Source organism: Erwinia sp. Leaf53, assembly GCF_001422605.1.
Taxonomy (GTDB): Bacteria; Pseudomonadota; Gammaproteobacteria; order Enterobacterales; family Enterobacteriaceae; genus Erwinia.
The window spans coordinates 206677-224413 of sequence record NZ_LMLK01000001.1; the positions used below are offsets into that span (position 1 = coordinate 206677).

The 17737-nt window shown below is 60.6% G+C and carries 18 protein-coding genes; 14 read left to right on the forward strand and 4 right to left on the reverse strand.

Annotated elements, in window-relative coordinates; all coding sequences use genetic code 11:
- Positions 1-223: 223 nt before the first annotated feature.
- From ASF13_RS00910 to tolC, 3 genes are all read right to left on the reverse strand, one after another.
- A complete protein-coding gene (locus ASF13_RS00910; RefSeq protein WP_056231422.1) occupies positions 224-1384 on the reverse strand; it encodes a glutathionylspermidine synthase family protein in 1161 nt (386 codons plus the stop codon).
- Between the two features lie 6 nt (positions 1385-1390).
- Entirely contained in the window at positions 1391-2086 is a 696-nt protein-coding gene (locus ASF13_RS00915) for a DUF1190 family protein (RefSeq protein WP_056231426.1), read from the reverse strand.
- 238 nt (positions 2087-2324) lie between these two features.
- Complete coding sequence (tolC, locus tag ASF13_RS00920; protein WP_056231428.1) at positions 2325-3776, reverse strand: outer membrane channel protein TolC; 1452 nt, start codon at positions 3774-3776, stop codon at positions 2325-2327.
- A 211-nt stretch (positions 3777-3987) separates the two neighbouring features.
- On the opposite strand from tolC, the gene nudF reads away from it, so the two are divergent.
- The 13 genes from nudF (at position 3988) to ASF13_RS00985 (ending at position 15478) form a co-directional block, all read left to right on the forward strand.
- Positions 3988-4623, forward strand: a complete 636-nt coding sequence (gene nudF / locus ASF13_RS00925; RefSeq protein ID WP_056231431.1) for an ADP-ribose diphosphatase — start codon at positions 3988-3990, stop codon at positions 4621-4623.
- Complete coding sequence (locus tag ASF13_RS00930; protein ID WP_056231433.1) at positions 4623-5045, forward strand: DUF1249 family protein; 423 nt, start codon at positions 4623-4625, stop codon at positions 5043-5045. The genes nudF and ASF13_RS00930 overlap by 1 nt, the downstream gene beginning before the upstream one ends.
- 47 nt (positions 5046-5092) lie before the next feature.
- A complete protein-coding gene (cpdA, locus tag ASF13_RS00935; protein ID WP_056231436.1) occupies positions 5093-5923 on the forward strand; it encodes a 3',5'-cyclic-AMP phosphodiesterase in 831 nt (276 codons plus the stop codon).
- 3 nt (positions 5924-5926) lie between these two features.
- A complete protein-coding gene (gene yqiA, locus ASF13_RS00940) occupies positions 5927-6508 on the forward strand; it encodes an esterase YqiA (protein WP_056231439.1) in 582 nt (193 codons plus the stop codon).
- A gap of 54 nt (positions 6509-6562) precedes the next feature.
- On the forward strand, positions 6563-8458 hold the full coding sequence (gene parE, locus ASF13_RS00945; RefSeq protein ID WP_056231441.1) for a DNA topoisomerase IV subunit B: 1896 nt from the start codon (positions 6563-6565) through the stop codon (positions 8456-8458).
- Between the two features lie 356 nt (positions 8459-8814).
- Positions 8815-10281 carry an NAD(P)-binding domain-containing protein gene (locus tag ASF13_RS00950; protein ID WP_056231443.1) on the forward strand — a complete coding sequence of 489 codons (1467 nt, stop codon included), beginning with the start codon at positions 8815-8817 and terminating at the stop codon, positions 10279-10281.
- Entirely contained in the window at positions 10278-10760 is a 483-nt protein-coding gene (locus ASF13_RS00955) for a hypothetical protein (RefSeq protein ID WP_056231445.1), read from the forward strand. The genes ASF13_RS00950 and ASF13_RS00955 overlap by 4 nt, the downstream gene beginning before the upstream one ends.
- Positions 10757-11323 (forward strand): peroxidase-related enzyme, encoded by a 567-nt coding sequence (locus tag ASF13_RS00960; protein WP_056231448.1) that lies wholly within the window; start codon positions 10757-10759, stop codon positions 11321-11323. Before ASF13_RS00955 ends, ASF13_RS00960 begins: the two co-directional genes overlap by 4 nt.
- A gap of 17 nt (positions 11324-11340) precedes the next feature.
- Complete coding sequence (locus tag ASF13_RS00965; RefSeq protein ID WP_056231450.1) at positions 11341-12078, forward strand: amino acid ABC transporter ATP-binding protein; 738 nt, start codon at positions 11341-11343, stop codon at positions 12076-12078.
- 20 nt (positions 12079-12098) lie between these two features.
- A complete protein-coding gene (locus tag ASF13_RS00970) occupies positions 12099-12917 on the forward strand; it encodes a transporter substrate-binding domain-containing protein (RefSeq protein ID WP_056231453.1) in 819 nt (272 codons plus the stop codon).
- Between the two features lie 86 nt (positions 12918-13003).
- The gene (locus ASF13_RS00975; RefSeq protein ID WP_199177656.1) at positions 13004-13693 is read left to right on the forward strand and encodes an amino acid ABC transporter permease; all 690 of its coding nucleotides are present in this window, start codon (positions 13004-13006) and stop codon (positions 13691-13693) included.
- 16 nt (positions 13694-13709) lie between these two features.
- Positions 13710-14402, forward strand: coding sequence for an amino acid ABC transporter permease (locus tag ASF13_RS00980; RefSeq protein ID WP_056231457.1), 693 nt, complete (start codon positions 13710-13712; stop codon positions 14400-14402).
- A 176-nt stretch (positions 14403-14578) separates the two neighbouring features.
- On the forward strand, positions 14579-15478 hold the full coding sequence (locus ASF13_RS00985; RefSeq protein ID WP_056231461.1) for a LysR substrate-binding domain-containing protein: 900 nt from the start codon (positions 14579-14581) through the stop codon (positions 15476-15478).
- A gap of 255 nt (positions 15479-15733) precedes the next feature.
- On the opposite strand, the gene ASF13_RS00990 is transcribed toward ASF13_RS00985, so the two are convergent.
- On the reverse strand, positions 15734-16321 hold the full coding sequence (locus tag ASF13_RS00990; protein ID WP_056231465.1) for an NAD(P)H-dependent oxidoreductase: 588 nt from the start codon (positions 16319-16321) through the stop codon (positions 15734-15736).
- A gap of 422 nt (positions 16322-16743) precedes the next feature.
- Between ASF13_RS00990 and ASF13_RS00995 the strand changes: the two genes are divergently transcribed.
- Positions 16744-17682, forward strand: coding sequence for an ROK family protein (locus ASF13_RS00995; RefSeq protein ID WP_056231466.1), 939 nt, complete (start codon positions 16744-16746; stop codon positions 17680-17682).
- Positions 17683-17737: the final 55 nt, after the last annotated feature.

Below are 17737 nucleotides of genomic sequence, written 5' to 3' on the forward strand. Positions count from 1 at the left end.
TTTGCGGAGCGTACGGGCTCCCTGAGCAGGTCACGGAGTTGACGGTTTTACCTTCAGACGACTCAGAAGTTAAAGCGAAGGGAGCCTGTACACGGAGCAAAGCATCACGGAACAGGGATGTCCCGTGCTGAGCTGTCATGCATGACGTTTTTTGCGTCTTTGCGGAGTGTACAGGCTCCCTGAGCGGGGCACCTTACAGCAGGGGCACCTCACTTCCAGCCAGTTACTCAACAAACGTATGCGGATAGAACCGGGAAAGATCCTGAGTGATCAGCTCGCGATCCTCGCGAATACCGATCCCGGCCGGTTGATCGTTAACCAGCCAGCTGCCGATCAACGTATAGCTGTCGCCAAACTTTGGCAGCGGATGAAACTGCTGCACGATCATCCCTTCCTCCCCGTACGGACCGTCTGCGCGGGCGATCTCCTTACCGTTCTCCACGATGCGAATGTTCGCCCCTTCGCGGGAAAACAGCGGCTTGATCACGTACTTATCCATATGCGGCACGTTATCTTCGGCGAAGTAAGCGGCCAGCAGATTCGGGTGATCGGGGAACATCTTCCACAGCAGCGGCAGCATCGCTTTATTTGAGATAATGCTCTTCCAGCCCGGCTCCAGCCAGCGCACGCCGGCGTCGGCCAGCTTGGTGGAGAAGATCTCGCGCAGCATAAACTCCCACGGATAGAGCTTAAACATATTGCCGATCACCTGGTCGTGCACGTCGGTAAACTGGCCTCTTTCACCCAGCCCGATCTCATCCATATACAGGAATTCGCTCGGCAGCCCGGCTTCGGTGGCGCAGTCCTGCAGATACTGGATGGTGGCGCGATCCTCATCCGTATCGCGGCAGCAGGCAAAGTGCAGCCAGCTGAATCCGTGCTGCTGATGCAGCTCGCTGAAGCGGTCGATCAGCTTCTCCTGCAGGCTGTTAAACTGGTCGCTGCCTGTCGGCAGCTTACCGGCTTTAAGCTGATCCTCCAGCCAGATCCACTGGAAGAACGCCGCCTCATACAGCGAGGTTGGCGTATCAGCGTTATTCTCCAGCAACTTAGGTGCAGACTGACCATCCCACGCCAAATCCAGCCGCGAGTAAAGCGACGGCTGGCCGCTTTTCCACGAATCGCGGACGAAATCCCAGGTGTGGTTTGGAATGCGGAACTTCTCCAGCAGCTCTTCGCTGCCGGTGACCAGATCCACCGCCTGCAGGCACATCTGGTGCAGTTCAGCGGTAGCGTCTTCCAGCGTCTCGATCTGCTGCAGCGTGAACTCATAGTAGGCATCCTCACACCAGTACGGCTCGCCGTACATGGTATGAAAATGAAAACCGTACTCGTTGGCTTTCTCGCGCCAGTCCGGGCGCTCGGCAATCGCAATACGTTTCATGCGGCCTTAGCCCCCGAAGCTGCGGCTGGTGGTGCCGGAAGAGCGGCTGCTGCTGTTATTGCTGCTGGCGCTGCTGCGCTGCATGGTGTTCTGTTTAGCGACCGACTCGCCAAAGCCGCCACGGGTGGTGGTGGTGGTGGTCGCCGGTTTCGGTGCCATCGCGCTTTTCGGCACGGTGGCGGTACGGCCCGGAGTTGCCGCGCCGTAGCTCTTACCGCTGGCATCGACGTACTGGCCGGCGGCCGGGCTGCCTGCCGCTTTCGGTGAGAACAACGGCTGCTGCTGGGTGGCGCCGCCGCTCATCATGCGGCCCATCATATAACCGGCCATCAGCGGCATCCAGAAGCTGCCGCTGGACTGGTTTTCCGCGTTGGTGGTGCCCACGCCGGCCTGCGCCGGTGTGGTCTGCTGGCACTGGCCTTCGCCGAACTCGGCCACGCAGTCTTCACGGCTGGCGTATTTTGGCGCGGTCTTCTCGGCTTCCACTTTGGCCTGGTTAAAGGCGGTGGTGCACTGCGCGCCCTGGCCCGGGTTGGCCTTCGAACAGTCGTCGGCGTTCTGATACATCGAGACGGTTTCGTCCGCCTGCTCACAACCGGCCAGCATAATGACGGCGGTCACCGCCAGCGCCACCGGGGTAAGGTGGCGTGCGCTCCAGCTCTTGCGGAAGGAGGCATGATTGATCTGTTTAGTCCGTTTCATCGTATATTTTCCTTTGCCCAAAGATAACGACTAGGATAGGGGAATAGCGGTGGAAAATGAAGCGATCGTGAGGGATTGCGGGCTTATCTTTACCAAGCTATACGTTTGATTGTGAACGGCCAGACGTTCTGCGGCACAGAGCGTAAAAAAGGGCAGCCCGTGGGCTGCCCTGGATAAAGAATACCTTGTAAGAATTAGCTGACCGGCTTGTGCTGAAACCGGGCGACTCTGCTAACCGTTACTGGCCGAATGGGTTACCGCTGGCTGGTTTGGCCGCCGCCGGACGGATAGCCGCCGCGCGGGCCGGCTCTGCACCGTCAGCGCGGGCGTCCTGCCCGGCGTTCTCCGGTGCCACCTGCGATGGCGCGGTGCTGATATCCTTGCCGAGGTGGCTGTTCAGCACCTGCAGATCTTCCTCGTTCAGCGTACCCAATGCCGATTTGATATTCAGCTGGTTGATCATATAGCTGTAGCGGGCGTTAGCCAGCTGCTGGCGGGCGTTGTACAGCGTGGTGGTGGCGTCCAGCACGTCAACGATGGTGCGGGTACCAACCTGATAACCGGCTTCCATCGCGTCCAGTGAACTCTGTGACGACACAACCGCCTGCTTGTAGGCGTTGATGCTGCTGATTGAGGCATTGACGTTGTTAAACGATGAACGCACGGTCTGCACCGCAGTACGGTGTGCGCCTTCCAGCTGCTCGCTGGCGGCAACAAAGTTGTACTGCGCCTGTTTCACCTGTGAACTGACCGAGCCACCGCTGTAGAGCGGCAGCTTAAAGCTTAAGCCGACCTGGTTGCTACCGGTGATCGCGTCATTCTGTGTTGCGCGATCGCCAGTGTAACGGTTATTGCTCAGGCCGGTTGAGGCGGTCAGATCCAGCGTGGGCATATGACCAGTTTCTGCTGAACGGATCTGCTCGCGCGCCAGATCCTGCGTGAGGCGGGCGGAGAGCAGGCTGAGGTTACGGCTTTCCGCCTCTTTCAGCAGCGCGTTGACCGGCTGCGGCTTGTCAGTTTTGAAGCGATCGACGTTCAGTGAGGCCAGGCTCGGGTAGTAGTTGCCGGTCACCTGACGCAGGGTTTCTACCGCGTTATCCAGATCGTTACGCGCGGACACTTCATTAGCCAGCACGGTATCGTACTGTGAGCGGGCGTTCTGCACGTCGGTGATCGCCACCAGACCAACGTTAAAGCGCTGGGTAGTTTGATCCAGCTGACGGTAGATCGACTGTTTCTGCGCCTCAGTATAAGAAAGCGTATCGATGGCGTTCAGCACATTGAAGTAGGCGGTCGCGGTATTAAGGATCAGCGTCTGCTGCGCGGTCTGATAAGAAACATCCTGAATGCCTGCCGTTTTTTCCTGCAGAGTCAGCGAGCGCCATTTTGACATATCAAAGATGGTCTGCGTCAGCTGCAGCGAGGCGCTTTTTGTAGTGCTTTTTGAATCGCGGGCATCGCGGTAGCCGCTGTTATAGGCGTAGTCAGCCCCAAGGCCCAGCTGTGGCAGCAGCGGACTGCGCGCTTCGTTGATTTTCTCAAAGGCCGCGTCGCGGTCGGCTGCAGAGCTACGAAGGTCCGGGTTGGATAAACGCGCCTGCTGATAGACCTGCAACAGGTTTTCAGCCTGGCTGGTGACGCTGAAGCCGCCCAGGCTCAGACCAATAAATAAAGGGAGCAGTTTGTTCATTCGCATTCCTTGTAATGCAGCGAAATTGCTAGGGTAGCGCTGATATGAGCCGAAAAATTATCGCCGATTCTAACAGACAGCATCGTTGCCGTAAGTTGGCTAGAAGTGCCATTCTGCCTAAATTTACGCAAATAATTCACTAAGAACCAGACTATCGGTACGTTACTATTGCATTTGTAGATAAGAGCACGATTACAGAGGAGAAGTCGTTATGGCCGCTGAAGAGAAATTTCCAGTGACTTTCACCAAAAACGATGTAGAAATTATTGCACGTGAGACCCTGTATCGCGGTTTTTTTTCGCTGGAACGCTACCGCTTCCGCCACCGCCTGTTTAACGGTGAGATGAGCGGTGAGGTCAGCCGCGAAATTTTTGAACGCGGCCACGCCGCAGTGCTGCTACCCTATGATCCCGTGCGTGACCAGGTGGTGCTGATCGAGCAGATCCGTATCGCCACCTGGGACACCAGCCCGACGCCGTGGACGCTGGAGCTGGTCGCCGGCATGATCGAAGCCGGTGAAAACGCCGAGCAGGTGGCCCGGCGCGAAGCAGAAGAGGAAGCCGGCCTGACGCCGGGGCGACTGAAACCGATCGTTAACTACCTCTCCAGCGCGGGCGGTACCACGGAACGGCTGGCGGTTTACGTCGGCGAAGTGGATGCCAGCGTGGCGCAGGGAAACCATGGCCTGGAGGACGAGAATGAGGATATTCTGGTACACGTGGTCAGCCGCAGCCAGGCTTACCAGTGGGTGGAGCAGGGGAAAATTGATAATGCAGCCGCGGTGATTGCCCTGCAATGGCTGCAGTTGCACCATAAACAGCTGTGTGAAGAGTGGAAACCTGAATAATGAAGCGTTACGTCCCCGATTTTCCTGAAATGATGCGCGTCTGCGAAACCAATTTTGCCCAGATGCGCCGCCTGCTGCCGCGCGACGATCGCACTGGTGAATCGGTGGCTTATCAGGTAAAGGGTGCCCGCTATCAGCTTACCATCCTTGAATCCACCCGTTACACTACGCTGGTGGAGGTCAGACAGACCGCCCCGGCGGTCAGTTACTGGAGCCTGCCATCAATGTCGGTGCGGCTCTACCATGATGCGATGGTGGCGGAAGTGTGTTCCACGCAGCAGATCTATCGCTTTAAAGCACGCTATGATTACCCGAATAAAAAGCTGCACCAGCGTGATGAAAAACACCAGATTAACCAGTTTCTTGCCGAGTGGCTGCGCTACTGCTTATCTCATGGCGCGATGGCCGTTCCGGTGTGTTAACCCTGCTGCGACTGCGACAGGTACGTCGGCAACCTTAAGGACTTTGATTGGAAAGCCTGTTAAAACTTCCTGTGGCGAGTGGGTCCAGAGTCAGGATTTTACAGATAACGGATACCCACCTTTTTGCAGGTAAACACGAAACGCTGCTGGGTGTGAACACCTGGGCCAGTTATGACGCCGTGCTGGATGCCATCGCTGAGCAGCAGCGTCATATCGACCTGATCGTCGCCACCGGCGACCTGGCGCAGGACCACTCCCCCGAAGCCTATCAGCACTTTGCTGAGGGCATTGCACGTCTGCCGGCACCTTGTGTCTGGCTGCCGGGCAACCACGATTTTCAGCCGGCAATGTTCAACACGCTGGCCGCCACCGCCAGCATCAACGATCAAAAACACGTGCTGCTGGGTGAACACTGGCAGGTCGTGCTGCTGGACAGCCAGGTGTTTGGCGTGCCGCACGGCGAACTGAGCGAGTACCAGCTGGAGTGGCTGGAGAGCGTGCTGGCCAGCGCACCCGAACGGCACACGCTGGTGCTGTTGCATCACCATCCGCTGCCGTCCGGCTGCTCGTGGCTCGATCAGCACAGCCTGCGCAATCCGCATATGCTCGACTGCGTTTTACAGCGCTATCCGCTGGCAAAAAACCTGCTGTGTGGCCATATTCACCAGGAGCTGGACCTGATGTGGCACGGCCGTCGGGTGCTGACCTCACCGTCGACCTGCGTGCAGTTCAAGCCGCACTGTACCAACTTCACCATTGATGCGCTGCCGCCGGGCTGGCGCTGGCTGGATCTGTACGACGACGGCCGGCTGGAAACCGAGGTGGAGCGTCTGACCACCCAGCGGTTCAGCCCGGATCTCGACTCAGAAGGATACTGACCGATGGCCACGCTGCTCTACCTGCACGGCTTCAACAGTTCACCGCAGTCGGCCAAGGCCACGCAGTTCCGCGCATGGCTGGCCGCGCAGCATCCGGAGATCCGGCTGCGGGTGCCGCAGCTGCCGGCCTTTCCGGCCGACGCCGCGGCGCTGCTGGAGGAGCTGGTGCTGGAGTCGGCAGGTGAGCCATTAGGCTTAATCGGCTCCTCGCTGGGCGGCTACTACGCCACCTGGCTGTCGCAGTGCTTCACCGTGCCGGCGGTGGTGGTCAACCCTGCCGTGCGGCCGTTTGAGCTGCTGGCGGATTTCCTGGGCGAGAACCAGAACCCGTACACCGGTCAGCAATATGTGTTAGAGTCTCGCCATATTTACGATCTAAAAGTGATGCAGGTCGACCCGTTAGAGTCACCGGATTTACTCTGGTTGCTGCAACAAACGGGAGATGAAGTGCTCGACTACCGTCAGGCTCTGGACTACTACAGCGCCTGCCGCCAGACGGTTGAAGAGGGCGGAAATCATGCTTTTATCGGATTCGAACGTCACTTCCCCGCCATACTCGACTTCCTGGGATTATCCCACCAGTGAGCCGAACCGGGAGAGGGGCAATCATTTTTAGCCACCACCAATCAGATTCATACAATGACTCAGTCCAGCTATAACGCTGATTCCATTGAGGTTCTCAGCGGCCTTGAACCCGTGCGTCGCCGCCCGGGTATGTACACCGACACCGCGCGCCCTAACCACTTAGGCCAGGAAGTGATCGACAACAGCGTGGATGAAGCGCTGGCCGGTCACGCCAAACGCATAGAGGTGATTCTGCACGCCGACCAGTCGCTGGAAGTGATCGACGACGGGCGCGGCATGCCGGTGGATATCCACCCCGAAGAGGGCGTGCCGGCCGTTGAGCTGATTTTCTGCCGCCTGCACGCCGGCGGCAAGTTCTCCAACAAAAACTATCAGTTCTCCGGCGGCCTGCACGGCGTGGGCATCTCGGTGGTCAACGCCCTGTCGCGCCGCGTGGAAGTGACCGTGCGCCGCAACGGCGAAGTCTATGAGATGGCGTTTGAGAACGGTGACAAGGTGCAGGAACTCGCCGTCACCGGCACGGTGGGCAAGCGCAACACCGGCACCCGCGTGCGGTTCTGGCCGGACGTCTCCTTCTTTGACAGCCCGCGCTTCTCCGTCTCGCGCCTTAAGCACCTGCTGAAGGCCAAGGCGGTGCTCTGCCCGGGCGTTGAGATCGTCTTTAAAGACCACGTTAATAACACCGAGCAGAGCTGGTGCTACGCGGACGGCCTGACCGACTACCTGATGGAGGCGGTCAACGGCCTGCCGCTGCTGCCGGAAAAACCGTTCGTCGGCGCCTTCGCCGGTGATGTGGAAGCGGTGGACTGGGCGCTGCTGTGGCTGCCGGAAGGCGGCGAACTGCTGACCGAAAGCTACGTTAACCTGATCCCGACCATGCAGGGCGGCACCCACGTCAACGGCCTCCGCCAGGGGCTGCTGGACGCGATGCGTGAGTTCTGTGAATTCCGCAATATCCTGCCGCGCGGCGTCAAACTGTCGGCCGAGGATATCTGGGACCGCTGCGCCTACGTGCTGTCGGTGAAGATGCAGGATCCGCAGTTCGCCGGCCAGACCAAAGAGCGACTCTCTTCCCGTCAGTGTGCGGCCTTCGTCTCCGGCGTGGTGAAAGACGCCTTCAGCCTGTGGCTGAACCAGAATATCCAGATTGCCGAGATGCTGGCGGAGCTGGCGATCTCCAGCGCCCAGCGCCGCATGCGTGCGGCGAAAAAGGTGGTGCGTAAAAAGCTCACCAGCGGCCCGGCGCTGCCCGGCAAGCTGGCAGACTGCTCCGCTCAGGATCTCAACCGCACCGAGCTGTTCCTGGTGGAAGGGGACTCGGCGGGCGGATCGGCCAAGCAGGCGCGCGATCGTGAATATCAGGCGATCATGCCGCTGAAGGGGAAGATCCTCAACACCTGGGAGGTGTCGTCAGACGAAGTGCTGGCCTCGCAGGAGGTGCACGATATCTCGGTGGCGATCGGCATCGATCCCGACAGCGAAGACCTCAGCCAGCTGCGTTACGGCAAAATCTGCATCCTCGCCGACGCCGACTCGGACGGCCTGCATATCGCCACGCTGCTCTGCGCGCTGTTTGTGCGCCACTTCCGCAGCCTGGTGAAAAACGGCCACGTCTACGTGGCGATGCCGCCGCTCTACCGCATCGATTTGGGTAAAGAGGTCTGGTACGCGCTGGATGAGGAAGAGAAGGCCGGCATTCTCGAACAGCTTAAGCGTAAGAAGGGCAAACCGGGCGTGCAGCGCTTTAAAGGCCTCGGCGAAATGAACCCGCTGCAGCTGCGCGAAACCACCCTCGACCCGAACACCCGCCGCCTGGTGCAGCTGACCATCGGCGACGACGACGTCGATCAGACCATGGCGGTGATGGATATGCTGCTGGCCAAGAAGCGCTCCGAAGACCGCCGCAACTGGCTGCAGGAGAAAGGCGACACGGCGGAGATTGAGGTTTAAGCCCCGCCGGGCTCGCTATCAGTCCCCCCTTGCGAATCGCCGTGAGCAATTGCAAGGGGGGGTAACAATAATGGCATTATTTTCATCTCCTTATCACCCTCAAAGCCGTTCACTCCTGGCACTATTCCCAAACTGCGCCGCCGCGTTATAACTTTTCCTGCATAGCATATAACAAATCCATTGGTTGAAATCCGGGCAGCCGCATTGACTCCTTTCTGAGCGCGGAGGATTATGCGAGCCTTGTTCGTTACTATGCATTAACCGGATGATTACGCATTTAACATGCTTAGTCCTGATGATAGTAATGTTTTGTTACTCAGGCTTCCGCCGCGTGGAGGCCCGCCAGGGAAATCGTTATGTCGCATCCTGTCCCTTTGTCCGCAGCAGACGGCCTCACCGCGCTGGAGTCCCGCCTGCGCGAGGATCTTTCGCTGCTGGAACTGCCCGCTAAATCCTGGGTGCCACCCCGAGAATACCAGGGGCAGCCGGTGCGCGACGTGGTGGTGATCGGCGGTGGTATGTGCGGTCTGGCGGCCACGGCGAAGCTGTTGCTCACCGGCATCGACAACGTTGTCACCTATGACGCCGCTCCGGCGGGGCAGGAAGGGCCGTGGGTGACCTTCGCGCGCATGGAGACCCTGCGTTCGCCGAAAACCCTGCACGGCCCGGCGCTGAGCCTGCCCGCGCTGACCTTCCGCGCCTGGTTTACCGCGCAGTGGGGCGCTGAAGCCTGGCAGGCGCTGGATAAAATCCCGAAAGCGCAGTGGATGGATTACCTCGTCTGGTATCGCCACGTGCTGCAGCTGCCGGTGCGCAACGGCGTGCATATGACCGCCATCAGCGCCGCCGACGATCTGATCGCTATCGATCTTGCCGGTGCTGAAACCGGCCGCGTTTACACCCGCCGGCTGGTGCTGGCCACCGGCCGATCCGGGCTCGGCGGCTTTGCGGTGCCGGACTTTCTGCAGGGCGTGGATCGCCGCCTGTGGGCGCACTCCGCCGATGAGATTGACTTCGGCGCGCTGCAGGGCAAGCGCGTGGCGGTGATCGGCGCGGGTGCGTCGTCAATGGATAACGCGGCGACCGCGCTGGAAGCCGGTGCCGGCCAGGTGGATCTGCTGATCCGCCGTCGTGAGATGCCGCGCATCAACAAAATGACCGGCATCGGCAGTCAGGGCGTGGTGCACGGCATGCACCCGCTGGACGACGCGTGGAAGTGGCGGTTCGTTGACTACACCAGCAGCACCCAGACGCCACCGCCGCGCTCTTCAACGCTGCGCGTCTCACGCCACGCCAACGCGCGCTTCTTCCTCGACTGCGGCATCAACGCGGTGCGTGAAGAGACCGGCGGCCTGCGGATTGATACCACTCAGGGCGAACTGCGCTACGACTACCTGATCGCCGCCACCGGCTTTACCAACGACTTTAACGGCCGCCCGGAGTTCGCCGCCATCGCGCCGTATATCCGCAGCTGGGCAGATGGCCGCTACCGGCCGGAAATGGGCGCACCGCGCCCGGCGATGCTGGCCGCACCGGACCTCGGCCCGGCGTTTGAATTTCGCGAAAAACAGCCCGGCAGCTGTCCGCTGCTGGCAAACATTCACTGTTTTAACGACGCGGCGATGCTGACCCACGGCAAAGTTTCCGGCGATATTCCGGCGGTCAGCGCCGGTGCCGATCGTCTGGTGCGCGGCATTGCCGCCTCGCTGTTTGCCGAAGACGTCGCGACCCATTACGCCAGCCTGCAGGCCTTCGATACCCCGGAGCTGCTGGGCGATGAGTGGGTGGATTCCACCCCATTACTGAAGGAGAACGCGTTGTGACCGACGCTATTGATCGGGCCGCTGGCCTGACCCCGGACGATGCGCTGTACCACACCCGCCGCCTGCGACCGGTGTTTGTTGACGGTGCCGAGCAGTGCCGCCAGTCGGTGCTGCTGCCGCAGGATGGCCTTGGCCTGAGCGCGGCGCTACGCCTGGCGCTGGCCCGGCGTATCGCTGCGCTGAACGACGATGCGGCGCTGGTGGCGGACTTTGACGCGCAGCTGGCACAGCAGCAGCCGGACGCCGCGCTTCAGGCGCTGGCCGCCGGGGAAACCCCGGCCGATGCACTGCTGGCTGCGCTTGCGCGCCACACCGACCGGGTGACCCTGACCCCCGCCCACGCTCAGGCCAGCGATATCCGTCTGCTGGAGCAGGCCGGGCTGAGCAACCCGCAGATTGTGGCGCTCTCCGAGCTGGTCGCCTTTGTCAATTTCCAGACCCGTATCGCCGCCGGCCTGCGCCTGATGAGGTCCGTATGATCCCGCTGATTAGCCTTAAGCCGCTGAGCTGGCACCCGCATATCGCGCCGCTGGATCTGAATGATGCCACCCCCGCGCAGCTGGAGGCGATGAAGGTAACGCCGTCGAACAAGAAGGTCTCCGACTACGTGCGCACGCTGGCGCACGATCCGGAAAGTTACGTGGCGCGCACCGTGCTGTTCAACGCGATTATGTACGTTGACGGCGGGCTGGATCGCGCCGACCGCGAGCTGGGCGCGCTGGGCGCGTCGATGGTCAACGGCTGCACCTACTGCGCCGTGGTCCACGCCCGGCGTCACGCCCAGCTGACCGACAGCCAGGCGGTGATCAGCGCGCTCTATTTTGACCGTGCGGAAACCCTTGGCCCGCGTGACGCCGCGATCTGGCAGTTTGCCCGCGCGCTCTCGCTCACCCCTTCAGCGGCGACGGCGGAACATATCGCCGCGCTGCGCGCCGTCGGGCTGGACGAGGCGGAGATCGTCGATCTGATCCACGCCATCGCCATCTTCGGCTGGGCCAACCGCCTGATGCACGTGCTCGGCCATGCCGGCATTGAAAAATAACCAGGAGCCACCTGCACATGCTCGAACTCAATAACATCAAGCTGGCCTACGGCAGCAACGAAATCCTGAAAGGCGTCGACCTGTCGGTGCAACGCGGCGACGTGGTGTCGATCATCGGGCCGAGCGGCACCGGTAAAACCACGCTGCTGCGCTGCATCAACTACCTGGCGAAACCGGCCTCCGGCACCATCGCGCTGGACCAGATCCGCATGGACTATCAGGCACCGGATAAAGCGGCGATCCAGGCGATCCGCCTGCGCACCGCGATGGTGTTCCAGCAGTTCAACGTGTTCCGCAATATGACCGTGCTGGAAAACGTGATGGACCCGCTGGTGGTGGTGCAGGGCAAGTCGAAGCAGGAAGCCCGCGAGATCGCGGTGCAGGAGCTGGAGCGCGTGGGCCTGTCGGGCAAGCTTGACCACTATCCTTCCCAGCTCTCCGGCGGCCAGCTGCAGCGCACCGGCATCGCCCGCGCGCTGGCGGTACGTCCGGACGTGATGTTATTCGACGAACCCACTTCATCGCTTGACCCGGAACTGGTGGGGGAAGTGCTGAAGGTGATTAAAGACGTGGCCTCATCGGGGATCACCTCGCTGCTGGTCACCCATGAGATGCAGTTCGCCAAAAGCATCTCTAACCGCATCGTGTTTATGGATCAGGGCATTGTGGCGGCGGAGGGCAGCCCGGCAGAGATGTTCGAGCGCCCGGCTACGCCACGCCTTGCCCAGTTTCTTAACGCTGAACACGCCATCTGATCATTAAAGGAAACCAAGACATGCCAATCACTTTCGCTTTGCGTCGTCTGGCTCTGCCTGGCGCCGTTGCCCTGACTCTGCTGACCGCCGGTCTCGCCCACGCGGCGGAGGCGGTTCGCACCATTAAAATCGCGACCGCTGCCGAATCCAAACCGCTCTCCTGGGGCGCGATTGGTCACGAACCGGAAGGCTACGAGCCGGACGTGCTGCGCGCGATCAACGCTAAACTGCCGCAGTACAAATTTGTGCTGGAAGGCGCGGCGGATATCGCCCAGGAGACCGGCCTGGTGACCGGCAAATATGATGCGGCCACCGGCGGCTATTACAGGAACCCGGCCCGCAGCAAGCAGTTCCTGATCCCTGACAGCCCGCTCGGTGCCAGCCTGATGAAGATCTACAGCCGCAGCGACAGCAACATCAACGGCATGAAGGATCTGGTCGGTAAAAACATCGTGCCGGTGACCGCCGGCGGCGGAGTCTACAAGTTTGTTACCCAGTGGCAGCAGGAGAACCCGGGCGACAAGGTGACCATCAAAGCCTCCAGCGCCGGTATCCCTTACCCGGACCGCCTGAAGGAAGTGCAAAACGGCAAATATGACGCGCTGATCCTGCCGTCTAACCTGGGCGAGCAGACGGTAATCGATAACCAGAAGCTGAGCATTAAAGCCAGCGAGCCGGTCTCGATCAACAACACCTATGTGCTAATCCACCGCGATGATGAGAATCAGGCGCTGAATGACGATATCGCTAAGGCGCTGAAAGAGCTCAGAGAAGACGGCACGCTGGATAAGCTGTCGCAGAAGTGGTTCGGCGAAGACGTCGTTAAGTACATCAAGTAACCGATTTACCGCTGGCCGCTGCTGAGCCGGCCAGCGGGCAAAGCTGAACTGCCATTGAGGAGTGTTTCACCGTGCATCTTTCGACCATGATCCCCGAACTGCTCTCGGCTTTGCCGTTGACGCTGGCGATAATGTTTGTCGCCCTGATCGTCGGTTTTGGGCTGGCGCTGCTCGCCACCACCCTGCGCGTGCGCCGCGTGCTGCTGCTCAGCCAGCTGGCCGACCTGTACGTCTCCTACGCGCGCAGCGTCCCGGTGGTGCTGCAGCTGTTTGTCGCCTACTACGGCCTGCCGCTGGTGGCCGGTCTGTTTGGCATAAAAGATTTCTTCTCAGCAGAGGTGGCGTCGATGGTCGGGCTGAGCCTGTACCACGGCGGCTACCTCTCTGAAGTAATACGTCCTGCCTGGCTGGCGGTCGAGCGCGGCCAGCACGATGCCGCCGACAGCCTCGGCTACCCGCTGCGCCATAAAATCCGCCGCGTTATCGGCCCGCAGGCGCTGCATATTGCGCTGCCCGGCTACGGGAATGCGGTGATCTACCTGATCCACAACGTGGCGCTGGTGATGTATATCGGCGCGGCCGACGTGATGGCCACCGCGCACCTGATTATGGAGCGCGACTACAACCAGTATCAGTTTGGCACCTACCTGGTGCTGGCCGTGCTCTACTCGCTGCTGTGCCTGGCAGCGTGGCTGGTGGTGCGCTTCTTCGAAGCGCGTCAGGGGAAATACACCCGCGAAGGGGCGGCGAAGGTTAAATTCACCGCCAGCGTCTGACTAAGAGAGTAAGACTATGTTTGATACCGATGTGTTGCTGCCGGACTTTCTGAGCATTCTCGACGCCGTACCGGTAACGCTGCTGATGGCGGTGACCATTTTCCTGCTCTCCACGCTGCTGGGCGGGCTGTTTGCGCTGGTAGAGCACAAGCGCATCCCGCTGCTGCGTCAGTTGGTCATCGGCTATAAGGTGGTCTTCAAAGGCGTGCCGATGGTGATCGTCATCTTCCTCGCCTACTACGGCCTGCCGCCGGCGCTGCACTTTATCGCCGGGGCGCTCAACGTCGAGGTTAACGCCCACTCGCTGCCCAACTGGGTGATCGTGATTGTGGCGCTGACCGCCTGCGTAGCGGCGTTTCAGGCCGAGGTGGTAAAAGGGGCGCTGAACGCCTTTGACAGCGGGCAGGCCGATGCCGCGCATTCGCTGGGCTACAGCGGCTGGCAGCTGTTCCGCCGGGTGCTGTTCCCGCAGATTATCGTTTCGGCGATCCCCGATCTCGCCAACGCGTTTATGGTGATCATGAAGGCGCTGTCGCTGGCCTTCGCCATCGAGGTGGTCGATATCTTCGCCCAGGCGCAGCTGACCGCCGCGCTGAACTTCTACTACCTGGAAGCCTTCCTGGTGGCGGTGGTGTTCTATATGGTGATTGCCTGGGTAGTGACCAGGGCGGCCGATAAAATCGAGGCGCGGCTGCGGGTGCGGACCTGATCGCAACCAGGCGCCGTAGCGGGTGCGCACCTGGCCGCAAACGCGGGTACGCACCCCATCGCAACCAGAGCGTGGCGGCCGTGATGCTGCTGTGTGGCTGAGCGGGATGAGATGGGTTACTTCGCGCGGTGAATAGGGTTTAATAGCGGGCAACTGCCCGCTATCAGGATCTCCGTGTGAAAATCACCCTTGAAGAGCTGCGCGCCTGGCTGGCAGTGGTCGACAGCGGGTCGCTCACCGCCGCCGCCGAACAGCTGAACCAGACTACCTCCGGCATCAGCCGCGCCATCAGCCGGCTGGAAAGCAAGCTGCAAACCACGCTGCTGCAGCGCACCACCCGGCGGCTGATGCTGACCGATGAAGGGCAGCTGTTTCTGCAGCACGCCCGCCAGATCCTGGATTCGGTTGAAGAAGCGGAAGAGGCGATCGCCCTGCGCCGTGAAACGCCCTCCGGCCATCTGCGCATCAACGCCGCCACGCCGTTTATGCTGCACGCGATCGTGCCGCTGGTGGGCGAATTTTCCCGCCGCTACCCGCAGATCACCCTCGAACTTAACACCGATGAGCTGATGATCGACCTGCTGGAGCAGCAGACCGATATCGCCATTCGTATTGGTGAACTGCGCGACTCGACGCTGCACGCGCGCCTGCTTGGCCGCAGCCGCCTGCAGCTGATGGCCAGTCCGGATTATCTGGCCCGTCACGGAACGCCGCAAAACGTGGCGGAACTGGCGCAGCACCGGCTGCTGGGGTTCAGCTACCCGGAGCAGCTTAACCGCTGGCCGGTGGATGATGAGAACGGCGAGCCGCTGCATATCACCCCGACGATTGCCACCTCCAGCGGTGAAACCCAGCGTCTGCTGGCGGTGCACGGGCAGGGGATTGTGCGCATCTCACACTACCTCAGCCGGGAGGATCAGGCGGCGGGCCGGCTGGTGCCGCTGCTGGAAGCCGAAACGAAACAACTCAGCCACCCGATCCATGCGGTCTGGTACCGCAACAGCGCGCTCTCGACCCGCATTCGCTGCTTCCTCGATTTTCTTAGCGAACAGCTGACGGAGAAGCAGCTGCTGTAGTCAAAGAGCGATCTATCCGACAGCGACATCAGAAATTACGGGCATCGGGTGTATCCGGGTTAGCGGACCGTCGGCGGCCAGGGATGGCCGCCTCCGAGCGCACATGGATGTGTTTATAGCGTGTCCGCGTTCCGGATACACCCGATACGCCGGGCATCTGGACTGGCAGCGACCAGCGCGTAAAGCGAGCCCCCCGATACGCCGGGCATATGAACCGGCAGCGACAGAAGTCCGACGCAAGCCTTACGGCCGGGATTAAGCCTGACCGAATACGGCCGCCAGATGCGTACGCCAGCGGGCGATATCGCCCTCGATATCCGGCTGCTTGATCACGTCGTTGCAGATAAAGGTCGGCAGGCCGTGCATACCGAGGAACTGGTTGGCCTTGTGGAAGTGCAGGTACACGCCGTCCACGCCCACCCCTTCAAAGAACTGTTCCGGGTCGGTAAACGCCTGCAGCGGCGCGTTCCAGGTCAGCGACAGCAGGTAGTTTTTGCCCTGCAGCAGGCCGCCGGATCCGTACTTCTTCGCCGCGTCAGAGCGGGTGCGGCCGTCGCTGGCGTACAGCTTGCCGTGGCCTTCGGTAAACACCTCATCAATATACTTTTTCAGCGTCCACGGCTCGCCCATCCACCAGCCGGGCATCTGATAGATCACCGTGTCTGCGGCGAGGTATTTTTCGATTTCATCGGCGACCACGTAGCCGTCGTCCACCACGGTGACCTCTACGTCGTGCCCGGCGTCGCGCAGGAAGCTGGCGGCCACGCCGGTCAGGGTATGGTTCAGTTCGCCTTTGGAGTGGGCGAAGGTTTTACCGGCATCAAGGATCAGAATTTTGCTCATGGGGTTGCTCTCGGTTCATGAAGTTGACGCCATTCTAGCGGGACAGCCACAGCGGAAAAATGCGTGGATGATCACAACATTATTGACTGGACGGCAACAATGATCGGCAAAACCGGGCTGAATCTGACGTGTAAAACGGAGATGACAATGGGTGGGACAACAAAAGAGGTGCGTCCTGCTGAGACAGGCTGTTGGCAGCAAGGGGAGTACCGCTGAGGCTTAACGCAATTTAACGTGTCATTTTTTCGTGCTGTTCGTACTCGCTGTGCTAATAATTGGCTCAGTCGTTTTTTCTAAAGCTGATTTTTAACAGCGGCTTACTATGTTCAGCAGTTTCATCAATCATCCCGTAAACCACAGCAGAATATCGGCTCATTGCGGATGCTGGCACGGGATAACAGGGAAAAGGATAAAGGGGCGAAATGAACAATCACCTGGAGAAGGTCTGGCTGACGATTGATATCGGCGGAACCCGGTTAAAGTACGGCGTGTTTAATCAACAGGGCGAGATCATCGAAAAGCACTCGCGGGCCACGCAGAGTGACTCGCTGGCGGCGTTTCTGGCGGATCTCTATGCCGGGATTGACAGCCTGGCGTACCGCTTCAGCGGCATCGGCATCAGCTGCCCCGGCGCTATCGATCCGCTGAATCAGGTGATCTATGAAGGCGGCGCGCTGCGCTTTCTGCACGGCGTGCGCCTCGGTGAGCTGCTTAACGCACGTTATAAACTGCCGGTGGCGATCGAAAATGACGGCAAAATCGTGGCCTGTGCCGAACAGTACGGCGGCAGTCTGCAGGGGGTGGCAGACGGGGTGGCGATCACGCTCGGCACCGGGGTGGGCGGCGGCATTATCCTTAACCATCAGCTGCGCAGCGGTAACCACTTCCGCGCCGGCGAGCTGAGCTTTATCGTCAGCCGCTTCACCGCCGGTGACGTGCGCTGGGCTGGCCAGCTGGCCTCGGCGGTCAACACCATCAAAGCGATCAACCAGGTCAAAGACCATGCTGACCTGACCGACGGCGAGACGGCGCTGCGCTATGTTAACGACGGTGACCCGCAGGCGCGGGCGATTTTTGATGACTTCTGTCGTGAGGTTGCCCGGCTGTTGTTCAACCTGCACAGCACGCTGGACGTGCAGAAAATCGTCATTGGCGGCGGCATCAGCGCGCAGCCGGTGCTGCTGGAGCGCGTGCGCCACCACTTTGCTCAGCTGGTCGCTGAGAGCCGTCAGTTTGGTGACTTCCCGTTCCCGGAAATTGACCGCTGCCACTATCAGAACGATGCCGCGCTGTACGGAGCCTTCTTTAAGCTAACCCGGCAGGCTGACCCCGCGCTCACGGCGTCGCAGGCCGCTGGCTGAGCCACGGCTGCGTGGGTGAAAGTCGTATGGGTTCTGCGCCACAAACCCGGCGGTT

Excerpts from the sequence above, each read along its gene's own strand:
- ASF13_RS00910 (WP_056231422.1), bottom strand. The coding sequence starts at position 1,384 with ATGAAACGTATTGCGATTGCCGAGCGCCCGGACTGGCGCGAGAAAGCC.
- ASF13_RS00980 (WP_056231457.1), top strand. The coding sequence starts at position 13,710 with ATGTTTGATACCGATGTGTTGCTGCCGGACTTTCTGAGCATTCTCGAC.
- ASF13_RS00975 (WP_199177656.1), top strand. The coding sequence starts at position 13,004 with ATGATCCCCGAACTGCTCTCGGCTTTGCCGTTGACGCTGGCGATAATG.
- ASF13_RS00995 (WP_056231466.1), top strand. The coding sequence starts at position 16,744 with ATGAACAATCACCTGGAGAAGGTCTGGCTGACGATTGATATCGGCGGA.
- ASF13_RS00965 (WP_056231450.1), top strand. The coding sequence starts at position 11,341 with ATGCTCGAACTCAATAACATCAAGCTGGCCTACGGCAGCAACGAAATC.
- parE (WP_056231441.1), top strand. The coding sequence starts at position 6,563 with ATGACTCAGTCCAGCTATAACGCTGATTCCATTGAGGTTCTCAGCGGC.
- ASF13_RS00960 (WP_056231448.1), top strand. The coding sequence starts at position 10,757 with ATGATCCCGCTGATTAGCCTTAAGCCGCTGAGCTGGCACCCGCATATC.
- ASF13_RS00970 (WP_056231453.1), top strand. The coding sequence starts at position 12,099 with ATGCCAATCACTTTCGCTTTGCGTCGTCTGGCTCTGCCTGGCGCCGTT.
- ASF13_RS00930 (WP_056231433.1), top strand. The coding sequence starts at position 4,623 with ATGAAGCGTTACGTCCCCGATTTTCCTGAAATGATGCGCGTCTGCGAA.
- tolC (WP_056231428.1), bottom strand. The coding sequence starts at position 3,776 with ATGAACAAACTGCTCCCTTTATTTATTGGTCTGAGCCTGGGCGGCTTC.
- ASF13_RS00990 (WP_056231465.1), bottom strand. The coding sequence starts at position 16,321 with ATGAGCAAAATTCTGATCCTTGATGCCGGTAAAACCTTCGCCCACTCC.
- ASF13_RS00950 (WP_056231443.1), top strand. The coding sequence starts at position 8,815 with ATGTCGCATCCTGTCCCTTTGTCCGCAGCAGACGGCCTCACCGCGCTG.
- yqiA (WP_056231439.1), top strand. The coding sequence starts at position 5,927 with ATGGCCACGCTGCTCTACCTGCACGGCTTCAACAGTTCACCGCAGTCG.
- nudF (WP_056231431.1), top strand. The coding sequence starts at position 3,988 with ATGGCCGCTGAAGAGAAATTTCCAGTGACTTTCACCAAAAACGATGTA.
- ASF13_RS00915 (WP_056231426.1), bottom strand. The coding sequence starts at position 2,086 with ATGAAACGGACTAAACAGATCAATCATGCCTCCTTCCGCAAGAGCTGG.